This window comes from Nesterenkonia sandarakina, from assembly GCF_014138825.1.
In the GTDB taxonomy this organism is placed as follows: Bacteria; Actinomycetota; Actinomycetes; order Actinomycetales; family Micrococcaceae; genus Nesterenkonia; species Nesterenkonia sandarakina.
Map to the genome: position 1 here is coordinate 621,022 of NZ_JACJIH010000001.1, position 15,776 is coordinate 636,797.

General features: G+C 68.8%; 13 protein-coding genes. 5 read left to right on the forward strand and 8 right to left on the reverse strand.

All coding sequences use genetic code 11. The annotated features are described in order from the left end of the window. Positions 1–64 precede the first annotated feature (64 nt). The 3 genes from HNR24_RS02820 (at position 65) to HNR24_RS02830 (ending at position 5,564) form a co-directional block, all read left to right on the forward strand. Positions 65–2,884: an aconitate hydratase gene (locus HNR24_RS02820; protein ID WP_058889127.1), complete on the forward strand. Its 2,820-nt coding sequence runs from the start codon at positions 65–67 to the stop codon at positions 2,882–2,884. 142 nt (positions 2,885–3,026) lie between these two features. Then, a complete protein-coding gene (gene dxs / locus HNR24_RS02825; RefSeq protein ID WP_182494959.1) occupies positions 3,027–5,042 on the forward strand; it encodes a 1-deoxy-D-xylulose-5-phosphate synthase in 2,016 nt (671 codons plus the stop codon). 3 nt (positions 5,043–5,045) lie between these two features. Next, positions 5,046–5,564, forward strand: a complete 519-nt coding sequence (locus HNR24_RS02830; protein ID WP_058889129.1) for a hypothetical protein — start codon at positions 5,046–5,048, stop codon at positions 5,562–5,564. Here HNR24_RS02830 and HNR24_RS02835 read toward each other — a convergent pair whose 3' ends face one another. The 6 genes from HNR24_RS02835 to msrB all read right to left on the reverse strand — a co-directional run bounded on the left by HNR24_RS02835 (position 5,565) and on the right by msrB (position 11,791). Then, positions 5,565–5,996, reverse strand: coding sequence for a QcrA and Rieske domain-containing protein (locus HNR24_RS02835; protein ID WP_182494960.1), 432 nt, complete (start codon positions 5,994–5,996; stop codon positions 5,565–5,567). Positions 5,997–6,061: 65 nt separating this feature from the next. Further along, complete coding sequence (locus HNR24_RS02840; RefSeq protein ID WP_058889131.1) at positions 6,062–8,221, reverse strand: 3-hydroxyacyl-CoA dehydrogenase NAD-binding domain-containing protein; 2,160 nt, start codon at positions 8,219–8,221, stop codon at positions 6,062–6,064. 108 nt (positions 8,222–8,329) lie between these two features. Continuing rightward, positions 8,330–9,574, reverse strand: a complete 1,245-nt coding sequence (locus HNR24_RS02845; protein ID WP_375139259.1) for a ribonuclease D — start codon at positions 9,572–9,574, stop codon at positions 8,330–8,332. A 4-nt stretch (positions 9,575–9,578) separates the two neighbouring features. After that, a complete protein-coding gene (locus HNR24_RS02850; protein WP_182496065.1) occupies positions 9,579–10,196 on the reverse strand; it encodes a DUF3000 domain-containing protein in 618 nt (205 codons plus the stop codon). 119 nt (positions 10,197–10,315) lie between these two features. Continuing rightward, positions 10,316–11,371: a threonine aldolase family protein gene (locus tag HNR24_RS02855; RefSeq protein ID WP_310735370.1), complete on the reverse strand. Its 1,056-nt coding sequence runs from the start codon at positions 11,369–11,371 to the stop codon at positions 10,316–10,318. A gap of 3 nt (positions 11,372–11,374) precedes the next feature. Then, on the reverse strand, positions 11,375–11,791 hold the full coding sequence (gene msrB, locus HNR24_RS02860; protein WP_058889133.1) for a peptide-methionine (R)-S-oxide reductase MsrB: 417 nt from the start codon (positions 11,789–11,791) through the stop codon (positions 11,375–11,377). Positions 11,792–11,836: 45 nt separating this feature from the next. Between msrB and HNR24_RS02865 the strand changes: the two genes are divergently transcribed. After that, positions 11,837–13,201, forward strand: a complete 1,365-nt coding sequence (locus tag HNR24_RS02865; protein ID WP_182494961.1) for an alpha/beta hydrolase family protein — start codon at positions 11,837–11,839, stop codon at positions 13,199–13,201. On the opposite strand, the gene HNR24_RS02870 is transcribed toward HNR24_RS02865, so the two are convergent. Continuing rightward, entirely contained in the window at positions 13,146–13,655 is a 510-nt protein-coding gene (locus HNR24_RS02870; protein WP_182494962.1) for a SufE family protein, read from the reverse strand. The two genes, HNR24_RS02865 and HNR24_RS02870, sit on opposite strands and share 56 nt — an antisense overlap. Next, a complete protein-coding gene (locus tag HNR24_RS02875) occupies positions 13,652–14,542 on the reverse strand; it encodes a sulfurtransferase (RefSeq protein WP_182494963.1) in 891 nt (296 codons plus the stop codon). The genes HNR24_RS02870 and HNR24_RS02875 overlap by 4 nt, the downstream gene beginning before the upstream one ends. An 88-nt stretch (positions 14,543–14,630) precedes the next feature. Between HNR24_RS02875 and zapE the strand changes: the two genes are divergently transcribed. Beyond that, positions 14,631–15,686, forward strand: a complete 1,056-nt coding sequence (gene zapE, locus HNR24_RS02880; RefSeq protein ID WP_058889137.1) for a cell division protein ZapE — start codon at positions 14,631–14,633, stop codon at positions 15,684–15,686. The last annotated feature ends 90 nt before the right edge of the window (positions 15,687–15,776 follow it).

A 15,776-nucleotide genomic window follows, 5' to 3' on the forward strand; every position in this document is an offset into this window, starting at 1 on the left:
ATCCATCAGCCCGGCTTCGCAGCTGCGCGGGCTGGCACGACTGGCAACTACAGAGGAGTCCCGAGTGAATAATGCGGACAGCTATGGGGCCAAAGGCGTCCTCAACGTCGACGGCACCGATTACGAAATCTTCCGACTCAACACTGTGGAGGGACACGACTCCCTTCCCTACAGCCTGAAGGTCCTGCTCGAGAATCTCCTGCGCACCGAAGACGGTGCCAACGTCACGGCCGAGCACATCAAGGCCCTGGCGCAGTGGGATGAGAACGCCCAGCCCGACACGGAGATCCAGTTCACCCCGGGGCGGGTCCTGATGCAGGACTTCACCGGCGTGCCCTGCGTGGTGGACCTGGCGACCATGCGCGAGGCCGTCAAGGAGCTCGGCGGCAAGCCCGAGCAGATCAACCCGCTGGCACCGGCCGAGATGGTGATCGATCACTCCGTCCAGATCGATTCCTTCGGCAACGCCGACGCCATGGAACGCAACATGGACATGGAGTACCAGCGCAACGGTGAGCGCTACCAGTTCCTGCGCTGGGGCCAGACCGCGTTCGATGACTTCAAGGTCGTGCCTCCAGGCATGGGCATCGTGCACCAGGTCAACATCGAGAACCTGGCCCGCACCGTGATGACCCGCGAGGTCGACGGCGCGCTGCGCGCCTACCCGGACACCTGTGTGGGCACCGACTCGCACACCACCATGGAGAACGGCCTGGGCGTGCTCGGCTGGGGCGTGGGCGGCATCGAGGCCGAGGCGGCCATGCTGGGCCAGCCCATCTCGATGCTCATCCCGCGCGTGGTCGGCTTCAAGCTCAGCGGCTCCATCCCGGCCGGCGCCACCGCCACCGACGTCGTGCTCACGATCACCCAGATGCTGCGCGAGCACGGTGTGGTGGGCAAGTTCGTGGAGTTCTACGGCGAGGGTGTGGCGGCAGTGCCGCTGGCCAACCGCGCCACCATCGGCAACATGTCCCCGGAGTTCGGCTCCACCGCGGCGATGTTCCCGATCGATGAGGTCACCATGGACTACCTGCGCCTGACCGGGCGCACCGAGGAGCAGCTGGCGCTGGTCGAGGCCTACGCCAAGGAACAGGGCATGTGGCATGACCCCTCCCGCGAGCTGCGCTTCTCGGAGTTCCTCGAGCTGGACCTCTCCACCGTGGTCCCCTCGATCGCCGGTCCGAAGCGTCCGCAGGATCGCATCGAGCTCACCGACGCGAAGCAGCAGTTCCGCAAGGACATCCACAACTACGCCGAGGGCGGCTCGGTGACCAACGGCGCCGTCGACGACGCCTCCGAAGAGTCCTTCCCGGCCTCCGACGCGCCCTCCCACGACGCGACCGACGAGCAGACCGAGGCCGATAAGCCCCGCGAGACCTCGGGGGAGCCGGTGGAGGGTCGCCCCTCGAACCCGACCCCGGTCAGCATGCCGGACGGACGCGAGTTCCACCTGGATCACGGCGCGGTGTCCATCGCCTCGATCACCTCCTGCACCAACACCTCGAACCCCAACGTGATGATGGCCGCCGGCGTGCTGGCGCGCAACGCCTCCGAGAAGGGCCTGACCAGCAAGCCCTGGGTCAAGACCTCGCTGGCGCCGGGCTCGAAGGTGGTCACCGACTATTACGAGAAGTCCGGCCTGACCGAATACCTGGAGAAGATCGGCTTCTACCTGGTCGGCTACGGCTGCACCACCTGCATCGGCAACTCGGGTCCGCTGGAGGAGGAGATCTCCCAGAAGATCCAGGAGCAGGACCTCGCCGTGACCTCGGTGCTCTCGGGCAACCGAAACTTCGAAGGCCGGATCAACCCGGATGTGAAGATGAACTACCTGGCCTCCCCGCCGCTGGTGGTCGCCTACGCCCTGGCCGGGTCCATGGACTTCGACTTCGAGAACGAGCCGCTGGGCCACGACGAGTCCGGCAAGGCGATCTTCCTCGCTGACATCTGGCCTGACCCGGTGGAGGTGCAGAAGATCATCGACGCCTCCATCGACACCGAGATGTTCACCTCCAAGTACGCCACCGTCTTCGACGGCGATCACCGCTGGCAGGAGCTGCAGACCCCTGAGGGCTCCACCTTCGCCTGGGACGAGGACTCCACCTACGTGCGGAAGCCCCCCTACTTCGAGGGCATGGATCTCGAGCCCTCCGCGGTCACCGACATCGAAGGTGCCCGGGTGCTGCTGAAGCTCGGCGACTCCGTGACCACCGACCACATCTCCCCGGCGGGCTCCTTCAAGTCCGACACCCCGGCCGGTCGGTACCTGCTGGAGAACGGCGTGGCCCGCAAGGACTTCAACTCCTACGGCTCCCGCCGCGGCAACCACGAGGTCATGATCCGCGGCACCTTCGCCAACATCCGGATCAAGAACGAGCTGCTCGACGGCGTGGAGGGCGGCTACACCCGCGACTTCACCCAGGAGGGCGCTCCGCAGGCCGCCGTCTATGACGCGGCCATGAACTACCAGGCGGCCGGTGTGCCGCTGGTGGTCCTCGGAGGCAAGGAGTACGGCTCCGGGTCCTCCCGTGACTGGGCGGCCAAGGGCACCAGCCTGCTCGGCGTCCGCGCTGTCATCACCCAGTCCTTCGAGCGGATCCACCGCTCGAACCTGATCGGGATGGGCGTGCTGCCGCTGCAGTTCCCCGAGGGCGAGTCGGCCGAGACCCTCGGTCTGGACGGCTTCGAGACCTTCTCCATCTCCGGAGTGACCGAGCTGAACAACGGCACCACCCCGAAGACCGTCAAGGTCACCGCGACCAAGCAGGACGGCTCCGAGGTCAGCTTCGACGCCGTGGTGCGCATCGACACTCCCGGTGAGGCGGACTACTACCGCAACGGCGGGATCCTGCAGTACGTGCTGCGTTCGCTGGTGAAGAAGTAACCGGCCTGCGCCCGCGCGGCTGACCCAGGGTCAGCGCCGCAGAACGAGGAGGGACGTCTCGATCCACGGATCGGGCGTCCCTCTTCGTGCCTGAGCGGCGTCAAGGTCCATTCGTCCGGGACGCGAGAGGTAGACTGGATCAATGAGTATTCTGCAGACAATCACGTCTCCGCAGGAGCTGTCCAAGCTCAGCGACGAGCAGATGGTGAGGCTGTCGGCGGAGATCCGAGAGTTCCTGATCGCGAACGTCTCCAAGACCGGTGGGCACATGGGGCCCAACCTCGGAGTGGTCGAACTGACCCTGGCGATCCACCGGGTCTTCGACTCCCCGCGCGACTCCATCATCTTCGACACCGGGCACCAGTCCTACGTGCACAAGCTGGTCACCGGTCGCCAAGACTTCTCCACGCTGCGCCAGACCGGCGGCATCGCCGGCTACCCGGATCGAGCCGAGTCCGTGCATGACATCGTGGAATCCTCCCACGCCTCCTCCTCGCTCTCCTGGGCCGATGGCATCTCCAAGGCCCGGGTGCTCGCCGGGGAGGCCGATCGCTGCGTGGTCCCGGTGATCGGCGACGGCGCCCTCACCGGCGGCATGGCCTGGGAGGCGCTGAACAACATCGCCGCAGACAAAGACCGCCGCGTGATCATCGTGGTCAACGACAACGGCCGCTCCTACGCGCCGACGGTCGGCGGGCTGGCCGAGCAGCTGGGCCGGCTGCGCAGGAACTTCCTGGACAAGGTGCGCACCCACCGCACCTATGAGAACGTCATGGACGGCACCAAGCAGCGGCTGCAGAACGGCGGCCCGATGGGCCAGATGGTCTACCGCAGCCTGCACGCCGCGAAGAAGGGCGCCAAGGACTTCTGGGCCCCCCAGGGACTCTTCGAGGACCTCGGCATGAAGTACATCGGACCGGTGGACGGCCACGACCAGCGCGCCCTGGAAGAGGCGCTCACCGATGCGAAGAACTACGGCGGCCCGGTGATCGTGCATGCCCTCACCGAGAAGGGCAAGGGCTATGCGCCGGCCCGCGCCGATGAGAACGACCAGTTCCACGCCGTCGGGGTCATCGACCCAGAGACCGGGGAGCCGGTGCACCGCGGCGGGGCACGCTCCTGGACCTCGGTGTTCGAAGAAGAGATCACCGCCATCGCCGATGAGCGCGAAGACATCGTCGGGCTCACCGGAGCGATGATGATCCCGGTGGGGCTGCGCAGCTTCGCGCAGAAGCACCCGGAGCGGGTCTTCGACGTCGGCATCGCCGAGCAGCACGCGCTGACCTCCGCTGCGGGCCTCGCCTACGGCGGGCTGCACCCGGTGGTCGCGATCTACGCGACCTTCCTCAGCCGAGCCTTCGACCAGCTGCTGATGGACGTGGCGCTGCACCGGGCCGGAGTCACCGTGGTCCTGGACCGGGCCGGGGTCACCGGGCCCGACGGTCCCAGCCATCACGGCATGTGGGACCTCTCGCTGCTCCAGATCGTCCCGGGCCTGCAGATCGCCGCGCCGCGCGACTCCACCCGGCTGCGTGAAGAGCTGCGCGAGGCGGTGGCCGTGGACGACGCCCCGACCGTGCTGCGCTTCTCCAAGGGCTCGGTCAACGGAGAGATCGACGCGCTGGAACGCCTCCATGACGGAGTCGACGTGCTCTGGCGCACCGCCGCGGACGCGGAGCATGGCGCCGAGGCCGAGCAGCCCTACGCCCACGACGTGCTGATCGTCTCGGTGGGCACCATGGCGGAGCTCTCCCTGGACGTCGCCCAGCGGCTTGCTGATCAGGGCATCAGCGCCACCGTGGTGGACCCGCGCTGGGTGCTGCCCGTGCCGGATTCCGTGGTCTCCCTCGCCGCCCGGCACCGCACCGTGATCTGCATCGAAGACGGGGTCAAGGCCGGCGGTGTGGGCTCACGCATCCGGCAGAGCATGCGCGAAGCCGGGGTGGACACCGGCCTCAACGAGGTCGGGCTGCCGGTGGAGTTCCTGGCTCACGGCACCCGTGGCGAGGTGCTGGCCCGGGTCGGGCTCACCGCACAGAAGATCACCCAGGACGTCGTCGGCCAGGTGCTCGGCACCAAGGTGCCTTACGCCCGTCCGCTGCCCGGTGAGACGTTTCCCACCGGTCAGATCCCCAGTCTCCGCACCCGAAAGGCCTGATCCTTGATCACTCTCTACCGCCGCGACGAGCAGGTCTGGAACTACCGCGAGGCCTGGTATGACGAAGCGGCCGGTGAGTTCGTGGTCCACCATGGAGCGTTGGGCGCCAATGGCAAGCTCAGCTCGGAGAAGGCTGGCGCCGAGGACGCCGAGCAGCTGCTGGAGAGCTTCATCGCCCAGTGCCGTGCCGACGGCTTCAGCGAGGCACCCGAAGAGGCGCAGGTCCAGCTGCGTCTGCTCTACCCGCTGAAGGGCGCGGAGCCCAGCGCCTCGGAGCAGCGCAACATCGGCGCCGTGCACCGGGATGTGCTGGCCACGCTGGCGTGGCGCGGCCTGGGTCTGCTCTCGGACCCGGTGATCGAACCCCATGAGTCCGGGCACGCCTCGGTGATGCGGCTGACCACGCTGCACCAGGGCAAGGCACGCGAGGCGGTCAAGGCCGCCGTGCGCGGCGGCGACGTCCCAGCGTCGAAGATCCAGCTGCACCTCGACCCAGACCGTGCCGGCCGCCCTGGTCAGTGACTAGACCTGCACCCAGATGGCCTCGCCGCGGATCTCTGCGGGGTAGCGGGTCAGCGGTTCGCGCGCCGGGCCGGCCTCGGCGGCGCCGGTCTCACGATTGAAGATCGAGCCGTGGCAGGGGCAGGCGAAGCGATCCGGCTCGGTGCCCACCGCGCATCCCTGGTGGTTGCATACCGCGGAGAACGCATGCACCGTGCTCTCATCGCTGCGATGCAGCAGCAGCTGGGTCTCCTGAACCTCCTCGGCGCTGCTGGCACCGACCTCAAGGTCCTCCAGATCCAAGAGCTCGACCCAGCTGCCGCCCTCGGCGAGACTGGGCGCGGCTGGCTCCGGGGTCCCGGGCCCACCGCAGGCGCTCAGCAGCCCAGCTGAGCCCACGGTCAGGGCCGAGGCATGCAGGAAACGGCGGCGGTCACAGCAGGGCGAGGTCATGCCGATCATTCTACGAGCGATCAGCCATGCCCCCGCCCTGCCTGCCGCGGCCGGGCTGCCTGGAATCAGCCGCGCGCGCTGAAGGTGCGCCCGTTGACCCGTTCGCTGGCGCCCACCTGGTCCAGGTAGGGGGTGATCCCCCCGCGGTGCAGCGGCCACCCGGCGCCCAGGATCATGCACAGGTCCACGTCCTGACGGGACGCGACGACGCCCTCGTCGAGCATCATCCCGATCTCCTCTGCGAGTGCATCCTGGACCGTTCTCAGCAGCTGCTCGGCGGTGCGCGGTGAGCTGCCGAAGCTCATCAGCGCCGTGGTGCTGTCCTTGATATAGGGCCGGCCGGCGTCGTCGGTGCTGAAGATCTCGGTGACTCCGGCGTCGATGAGCCGCTGCAGGTTCTCCGAGACGTGGAAGCGGTCCCCGAAGCTGGCATGCAGCGACTCGGTCACATGCTGGGCCACCGGGATCCCCACCATGGCGAGCAGGGTGAACGGGCTCATCGGAAGCCCGATCGGCTTCAGCGCGGCATCAGCGGTGGCCGGGTCGGTGCCCTCGTCGAAGGCGCGCTGGACCTCGGCCATCAGGCGCAGCAGCACCCGGTTCACCACGAAGGCGGTGGAGTCGCTGGTCAGCACCGGGGTCTTGCGCAGCCCGGCAGCGAGGGCGAAGGCGGTGGCCACGGGCTCATCGGCGGTCTGCGGCGCCCGCGCGATCTCGATCAGCGGCATCGCGGCCACCGGATTGAAGAAGTGGAAGCCGATGACCCGCTCCGGATGGGCCAGGTCGGCGGCCATCTCACTGACCGAGAGCGAGGAGGTGTTCGTCGCCAGGATGGTCTCGGCCGGGACGATCTGCTCCAGCTCGGCGAAGACCTGCTTCTTCACGCCGATCTCCTCGAACACCGCCTCGATCACGAAGTCGGCGTCGGCGTAGACGGACTTCTCGGTGGAGCCGGTGATCAGCCCGCGCAGCCTGTGGGCCTGCTCCGCAGTGAGCCTTCCCTTGCTGGCCTGCTTCTCCAGCTGGGCTGCGATGTACCCCAGTCCTTTGTCCACCCGGGCCTGGTCGATGTCGGTGAGCACCACCGGGACCTTCAGGGCGGTGGCGAAGACCAGCGCCAGCTGGGAGGCCATCAGGCCGGCCCCGACCACGCCCACCTTGTTGATGCTGCGGGGGGCGACGTCGGGGACTCCGGCGGGCCGCTTGGCGCGCTTCTGCAACAGGTTCAAGAAGGCGTAGACGGTGTTGCGGAACTCCTCGGTGAGCATCAGATCGCCCAGCGCCTCGCACTCCGCCGCGCGGCTCTCCTCGCGCGTGCGCTCCGGGACCTGGCGGAAGAGGTCCAGGGCTCGTGCCGGAGCCGGGGCTGTGGGGCCCAGCTTCTTCGCCACGGTCCGCTCGGCGGCCTCGATGGCGCGGGACCAGGCGGCGGCGGAATCGTCGTGGTGACGGCGTTCGCTCAGCTGGCGCGCCGTGTCGGGGTCACCACTGATGATCTTCGCCGCGTAGGCCAGACTCTGGGCCTCGAAGTCTTCGGCCTCGAAGAGCGCATCGGCGATGCCCAGCGCGTGGACCTTCTCCCCGGTCAGGGTGCGGTTGTTGCTCAGCGCGTTCTCGAAGATGACCTCTGCGGCGGCCTCTGGTCCGATCAGGCGAGGGAGCCGGTAGACCCCGCCCCAGCCCGGGACCAGGCCCAGGAAGGCCTCGGGCAGTCCGATGCCCTTGGCGGCGGTGGAGACCGTGCGGTGCTGCGCCGCCAGCGCGATCTCGAGTCCGCCGCCGAGCGCGGTGCCGTTGATGAAGGCGAAGCTGGGCACGGGGAAGTCCTCCAGCAGTCGGTACGCGTGGTGGCCCAGGTCTGCCATCGCGGTGGAGTGCTCCCTGGAGTCCACCCGTTCCGCAGCACCCAGATCAGCCCCGGCGGCGAGCACACCGGGCTTGCCGATCACCGCGATGCCGGCGATCTCTGAGGAGCGGGCGCGCGGGAGCTGTTCGGCGAGGACCTCGCCGAACTGGATCAGGCTGCTGGGGCCCAGCGTGGAGGGCCGCTTGGGGTGGTCGTTGTCCAGCCGGATGAGCACCAGGGTGCCGGCCCCACCGGGCAGGTCGACGTCTTTGGCGCGAGAATGGGTGATCACCTCGTCGCTGAAGGCCGCGGCGAGGTCGGCGAAGCGGGAGAAGTCGAGGGCCTCGGCGGGGATCTGTGCTGCGTTCGTATCGGTCATGTGCTGCCTCCGTGGCGTGGAATCGGCGCGGAGCACCGCGCCTTCAGGATGAGTCTCAGCTCACATCCTACCCATGAGTAACCACGGAGGAAACCGGCGCGTCCGGTCTCAGAAGGACTCCAGCGGCTCCGGGTCCAGCAGGGCCACCGTGACGATGGCGGCGCACTTCTCAATCTGCCAGGGTCGGGCGCCGAGGTCCGCGAGCGCGGCGCTGACGCTCTCCAGGTCCAGGACCTCCGGCGGTGACCAGCAGAGCGCCTTGAGCACCGCCGGGGTCAGCAGCGTCTCGGGCATCAGCTCCAGCTCATCGGCGCGGTGGGTCAACCAGTCTCGGGCGGTGCGGTAGCGGCGGAACGCCAGCGGGTTGCGGTCCTTCCACGTGCGCGGTGGCGGCGGTACGGCCGAGCGCGGCTTGGCCTCTGGCATCTCGTTGTTCTTGGTCCCAGACTCGATCGCGCGCAGCCACTTCGGGGCCTCGCGCTTGGCGGCGCGACCGTAGAAGCCCTTGATCGAGAGCAGCTGGGGCACGGTGCGCGGGACGGCGTCCGCCGCGGCGACCAGCGCGGAATCCGGCAGGATGTGACCGGGGGAGACGTCCTTGGTCTCGGCCATGCTCTCCCGCGCGGCCCAGAGCTCACGCAGCACCGCGAGCTTGCGCGGAGACTTCAGCCGGTTGACACCGCTGGCCCGGCGCCAACGTTCGCTGCGCGGGACGGTGACCGGGCGGTGCGTGCGCAGATGCTCGAACTCCTGCTCGGCCCAGCTCAGCTTGTCCTGCTCGCGCAGAAGCTGGGTGAGGCTCTCGCGCAGCGGGATCAGCAGCTCCACGTCCAGGGCGGCATAGCGCAGCCAGTCCTGGGGCAGCGGGCGCCGGGACCAGTCAGCGGCCGAGTGTTCCTTGGCCAGGCGGACCCCCAGCAGGGACTCCACCACCGCGCCGAGGCTGACCCGGGGCAGTCCGCCCAGTCGGGCGGCGAGCTCGGTGTCGAAGAGGCTGTGCGGGTGCATCCCCAACTCGGCCAGGCAGGGCAGGTCCTGGGTGGCCGCGTGCAGGATCCACTCGACGCCGTCGAGGGCCTCCTGGACCGGGGCCAGGGTGGTGAAGGGTTCGGGGTCGATCAGCCAGAGACCGGAGCCCTCCCGTTTGAGCTGGACCAGGAACGCGCGCTGCCCGTAGCGGAAGCCGGAGGCGCGCTCGGCATCCACGGCCACCGGTCCGGTGCCGGCGGCCAGCGCCTCGGCGCAGCGCTGCAGGCCGCGCTCGGTGTCGATCACGAACGGAACCCCATCCTCGGGTTCGGTCAGCAGCGGCGGCGGTCCCTCCTCGGGGGAGTCCATCGGGGTCTCCGGCACTGCGTCAGTTCCTCCTGATATGTGGCAGGGCGATCACTCCATCGGGCAGCGGCGGCAGTCCTGCGAAGGAGCAGACCATATCGGCCCATGCCTGCAGGTGGGACCCGAAGCCGGTGCCGGTGGGACTCCACGAGGCGCGCAGCTCCACGTCGTTGCTGGGCAGTCGATTCTCCATGCTGCCGAAGCTCTCAGAGAGGATCCGGGTGGCCGTGCCGCCCGCATGACTGTACTCCACCCCGTGCTGGGCAAGGGAATCGCAGAGCCAGGTCCAGGCCACCGAGCCCAGCAGCGGGTCGTTGCCCATCTCGGCGTCGAGCTCGGCGCGGATATAGATCACCACCCGGAAGGTGCCGCCCCAGGCCTGCTGCCCGGCCGGGTCGTGGAGCAGGATGAAGCGCCCGGTGGCGAGCACCTCGGTGTCCTCCGGCGCCGGGCGCAGCCGGGTGACCGGGTGCGAGCCCAGGGTGACCTCCCCGTGGGCGTGCACCTCAGCGCGCAGCGCCACCGCGAAGGGCGCGAGCTTCGCCGGGGCCGGGACCTCCTGGACCAGCGCCTCGGGGCGCGGCGACGCCCGGCGCAGGCTGCTCAGTGCACGCCGGAACGCATCCGGGAGCCCCTCGATGCCGGTGGCACCGTGGGGCGGCTCGGACGCGCCGCGTCCTGCGCCCTGCTGGTCGGGTCCACCCAGGGGACCGAAAGCTGTCACGTGCCAAGATTAGGAACAACCCCCAGCTTGACGTGCTAGGCGCGCCGCGCGCACTCCAGCAGGGCGTGGATCTGGGTGTCGGAGGTGTCGAAGGAGCACATGATGCGCAGCACCGGGTTGCCGCTGGAGGCGGTGTCCCAGACGTGGATCAGGTAGCGCTCGCGCAGCGCCTGGGCGATTCTCGCCGGCACCTCGGGGAATGTGGCGTTGACCTCGGTGGGCCGGGACAGCGTGACCCCGGGGATCTCGGCGAGCAGGCGGCCCAGCTTCGCCGCCTGGGCGTTGGCGTGGCCGGCGTTTCGGCGCCACAGGTCGGTGCCGAAGAGCTGAAGCAGCTGAGCGGAGATGAACCGCTGCTTGCTCGCCAGCTGCATCGAGAACTTCTGGATGAACTCGGTGCCCGCCACCCGATCCGGATCGAGCACCACCACTGCCTCTGCCGCCATCGCCCCGTTCTTGGTGCCGCCGAGGCTGAGCACGTCCACGCCGACGGCGGACGTGATCTCACTCAGCGAGCACCCCAGGGCCGCGGCCGCGTTGGAGATCCGCGCACCGTCGAGGTGCACTCCGAGCCCGTGGGCATGGGCGAGATCGGCGACTGCAGCGATCTCCTCGGGCGTATAGACGGTGCCCAGCTCGGTGGACTGGGTGAGGGTCACCGCCAGCGGCTGGGCTGCGTGCACGAAGTCCAGCGCCTTGACCTCGGCCTGCACGTCAGCCGGGGTCAGCTTTCCATCCGTGGTGGGCCGGGGGAGCAGCTTCACGGTGCCCACCCGCTCCGGCGCGGCGCCCTCGTCGTTGTTAACATGGGCCTGGGCGGAGCAGATCGCGGCACCCCAGCGCGGGAGCAGAGCCTGCAGCGCCACCACATTGGCTCCGGTGCCGTTGAAGACCGGCAGGATCTCTGCCCGGTGCCCGAAGGTCTCTTTGATCACCTCACGCAGCTGCGCGGTGACCGGGTCCGCGCCGTAGGGCAGCGCCGCATCGGCATTGGCCCGACCCAGGGCGGTGAGGATCTCGGGGGAGACCCCAGCGACGTTGTCGGAGGCGAAGCAGGCATCGAGCACCGGATGCGTCGTGGTCAGGGTCACCGCTCAGCTCTCGGAGGCTTCGTGGAAGTCCATCGAGATGGAGTTGATGCAGTAGCGCTGGTCGGTGGGGGTGTCGAAGCCCTCGCCGGTGAAGAGGTGTCCCAGGTGGGAGTCGCAGGAGCCGCACCGCACCTCGGTGCGCTCCATGCCCATGGAGGTGTCGCGGAGGTAGCGGATGTTCGCATCCGCGGCGGGCTCGAAGAAGCTGGGCCAGCCGCAGCGCGAGTCGAACTTCTCCGTAGAGGCGAACAGGTGGGCGCCGCAGGCCCGGCAGGAGTAGGTCCCGGCGGCCTTGTTGTCCCAGTACTCGCCGGTATAGGCGCGTTCGGTACCGCCCTGCCGGAGCACCTGGTACTCCTGTGGGCTGAGCTTCTCGCGCCATGGGTCGGTGCCGGTTCCGGGGTTCTGGTGCTCACTCATGTCTCTATCTCATCACGTTCTGCGCGCCCGCGTAAGCTGTGCCCCATGACGTCCAGGTTCAAGCAGCCCGTCGCCGCCGCGGCGCGGGCAAACGCCCTTGTCCACCGCACTGCACGGGCCTTGAGGCCCCCGCGTGAATCCACGGCGCACACCCCTTGGATCCGGGCCACGAGCCTCGGCGTGGGAGCCGGCCTGGCCGCCGGGATGACCCTCGCCGCCGGAGCCTCCGGACTCGCCGGATACTTCGCGCGCGCCGTGGTCACCCCGGTGCGCGAGCGGGCCGAGGATCTCGAGATCCTCGCCGTCACCCGCGGACCGGAGGGGGATGAGGTGATCCTGCCGATCACCGCGGAGACCGTGGTGGACGGGACCTACGGCTTGTTCTTCCATGGCGGGCGCTCACTGGCCCGGATCGGGCCGATCACGGCGCTTGAGCCCAAGGGCGGGACCGTGACCCGTCCGGTGGAGAAGGTCTACGGCGGGGACCTGCGCACCGCGGTGCGCGGCTGGTGGACCTCGGTGGTCTACCTGAACCCCGCCGACGCCGGGTTCGCCAGCGAGGAGGTGGTGATCACGCTGCCCGGAGGGCCGTCACCGGCCTGGCACGTGGCCCCGCAGCCGATCCCCGCGGGACTGCCCGCAGACCACCAGGGTCCGCTCACCGGGCGCAACGTCTGGGTGATCGGTGTTCATGGGCGCGGCAGCAACCGCACCGAGGGGATCCGGGCGCTGGCCGCCACCTCGGCGCTGGGGGCTGAGACGCTGCTGATCTCCTACCGGAACGACGGCGAGGCCCCGGCCGCGGCAGATGGCCGCTACGGCCTGGGAGTCACCGAGTGGGAGGACGTGGAGGCCGCCATCGAGTTCGCGCTGGCCCGCGGGGCCGAAGACATCATCCTCTTCGGCTGGTCCATGGGAGGCGCGATCAGCCTGCAGACCGCCGACCGTTCCCGCTACGCGGAGTACATCCGCGCCCTGGTGCTCACCGGTCCGGTGATCGACTGGATGGATGTGCTCGCCCACCAGGCCAAGGCCAACCGGATCCCCGACGTCGTCGGTCGCCTGGGCCAGTGGTTCATCTCCAACCCGGGCGGACGCCGGGTGACCGGGCTTGCCGCTCCGGTGGACCTGCAGGCGATGAACTGGATCGACCGGGCGGACCAGCTGCGCGACCACGTGCTGATCATGCACAGCGTGGATGACAACATCGTGCCCTTCGGGCCCTCCCGGGACCTTGCCCGGAAGAACCCGAAGGTCACCTATGTCTCCTTCGCCCAGGCCCGGCACGTCAAGGAGTGGAACCACGATCCGCAGCGTTGGGACTCCACCGTGATCGACTGGGTGAGCGACCTGTTCAGCCGGCCTGCGCCGGGGCAGACTCGGCCTGGTGAGCCCGGATATTCCGTTTGATCCGACCCAGCATCGCCGTCATCCCGCGCAGCCGCAGCGGGGTGATCGCCTTGGACAGGCCCAGGCGCTCGGAGAGGTCCTCCGGGACGGCGAGGATCTCCTCGTAGCGCAGCCCGTTCAGACCCTCATGCAGGATCGCCGCGAAGCCTCGAGTGGTCGGCGCCTCCGGGGGAGCGGCGAAGAAGATCGCGGCGGTCCCGGCGGCGTCGTCGTACTCCAAGGTCAGGAAGAGCGGAGACTGACACTCCACCACCTCTTCCATCTGGTCATAGCTGTTGCGGTAGCGCTCGGGCAGCTCCGGCAGCTCGCGGGAGAACTCGAGCAGCAGCTCCAGCTTCTGCCGGTCCTCGAGCTCGGCGAACTCCTCGACCACCTCAGCCAGCTGCTCGGGCAGCACCCGGGCGCTGGAATCACCGGGCAGCGAGGCAGGCTGTGCCTCCTGGTCCTCGCTCATGCGCCGGGCACCTCGCCGGGCTGATCTCCGGTGGCGATGGGCAGCCGCACTGCGTTGCCCCACTCGGTCCAGGAGCCGTCGTAATTGCGCACGTTGCCGTAGCCCAGCAGGTGCTGCAGCACGAACCAGGTGTGCGAGGAGCGCTCACCGATCCGGCAGTAGGCGATGACCTCCTCGGCCTTGCCCAGGCCGGCCTGCTCGGTGTAGATCGCCTCCAGCTCGGCCCGGGAGCGGAAGGTCCCGTCCTCCTTCGCGGCCTTGGCCCACGGCACCGAGGCCGCGGAGGGGATGTGGCCCCCGCGCAGCGCGCCCTCCTGCTCGTAGCCCTCCATATGGGTGCGCTCCCCGGAGTACTCCATGGGGGAGCGGACATCGATCATCGGCTTGCCGAAGTGGGCGAGCACGTCTTCGCGGAAGGCGCGGAAGGTGGAGTCATCGCGCTGGGACGGCGCGGGGTAGCTCACCTGAGCCGGGGCGGTCACCTCGGTGACCAGCTCGCGCCCCTCGGCGGCCCACTTCTGCCGACCGCCGTCCATCAGGCGCAGATCTGCATGCCCGAAGAGGGTGAAGACCCACAGCGCGTAGGCGGCCCACCAGTTGGACTTGTCCCCGTAGAAGACAACGGTGGTGTCCGGGGTGATCCCCTTGGCGGCGGCGAAGGCCGCGAACTGCTCCGGGCCCAGGAAGTCCCGGGTCACCGGGTCGTTGAGGTCGGTGTGCCAGTCGATCTTCTGAGCTCCCGGGATGTGCCCGGTCTCGTAGAGCAGCACGTCCTCGTTGGATTCCAGCAGCACCACCGAGGGGTCCTCCTTGTGCTGGGCCACCCATTCGGTGGAGACCAGGGCGTCGGGGTGGGCGTACTGGGAGAAGTCTTTTTCTTCGGTCATGATGCACAGAACCTTCCGTCGTCACTGGGTCACCTTCCAGGATAGGGAATCAGCCGGTGAAACACGCAGTCGTAGGTAGAGTGGTCACATGCCGTCAAACGCCACTCCGCTGAGTCAGCGGACCCCCCAGCTGGGAGTCGGCCAGCTCCTGGAGGGCCTGAAGCCGTCCTTCCGCTTCGCCGAGGTCTCCTTCGACTCCTACATCCCGGACCCTGCGCACCCCTCCCAGGAGAAGGCGGTGACCGCGCTGCGCGAGTTCTCCGCCTCCGTGGGCGCCAGTCAGGGTGGCGGCGGCTTCTTCGGCAAGCTCTTCGGCCGTGGTCCGGCCCGCGCGCAGGCGCCTGCCGGGATCTACCTCGACGGCGGGTTCGGAGTGGGCAAGACCCACCTGCTGGCCTCGCTGTACCACTCGGTGGAAGGGCAGCGAGCGTTCGGCACGTTCGTGGAGTACACCAACCTGGTCGGCGCGCTGTCATTCCGCCGGACCGTGGACGTGCTCAGCGACTACTCCCTGGTCTGCATCGATGAGTTCGAGCTCGATGATCCCGGTGACACCGTGCTGATGTCTCGGCTGATGCGGGAACTGGCCGACGCCGGGGTCAAGCTTGCCGCGACCTCGAACACGCTGCCCGGGTCCCTGGGGGAGGGCCGCTTCGCCGCCGCGGACTTCCAGCGCGAGATCCAGGTGCTCTCGGATCAGTTCGCGGTGATCAAGGTCGACGGCGAGGACTACCGCCACCGCGGACTCCCGGAGGCCCCGGCGCCGCTGAGCTCAGCCGAGGTCGAAGGCTTCGCCGCCGAGAAGTACCCCGAGGCTCGCATCGCGGTGGACGACTTCGGCGCGCTCTGTGAGCACCTCAGCGGCGTGCACCCCAGCCGGTACCGACAGCTGGTGACCGACATGGACGTGCTGGTGCTCAAGGACGTGGAGACCATCGAGGGTCAGGCGCTGGCGCTGCGCTTCGTGGTGCTGGCTGACCGGCTCTACGATCAGGACATCAAAGTGGTGGCCTCCGGCAAGCCCTTCGATGAGCTGTTCACCGAAGAGATGATGACCGGTGGGTATATGAAGAAGTATCACCGCACGGTCTCCCGGCTCACCGCCCTGGCCCGCGCCGGGCAGATGGGGGAGACCGCGCTCTGAGTCGCAGCGCCAACACCAGCGCTTCCAGATCCGGCCGGGACGGTTAACAATGTGTTCATGCACACCTGATGAGCTGGCAGCAGCCGCATC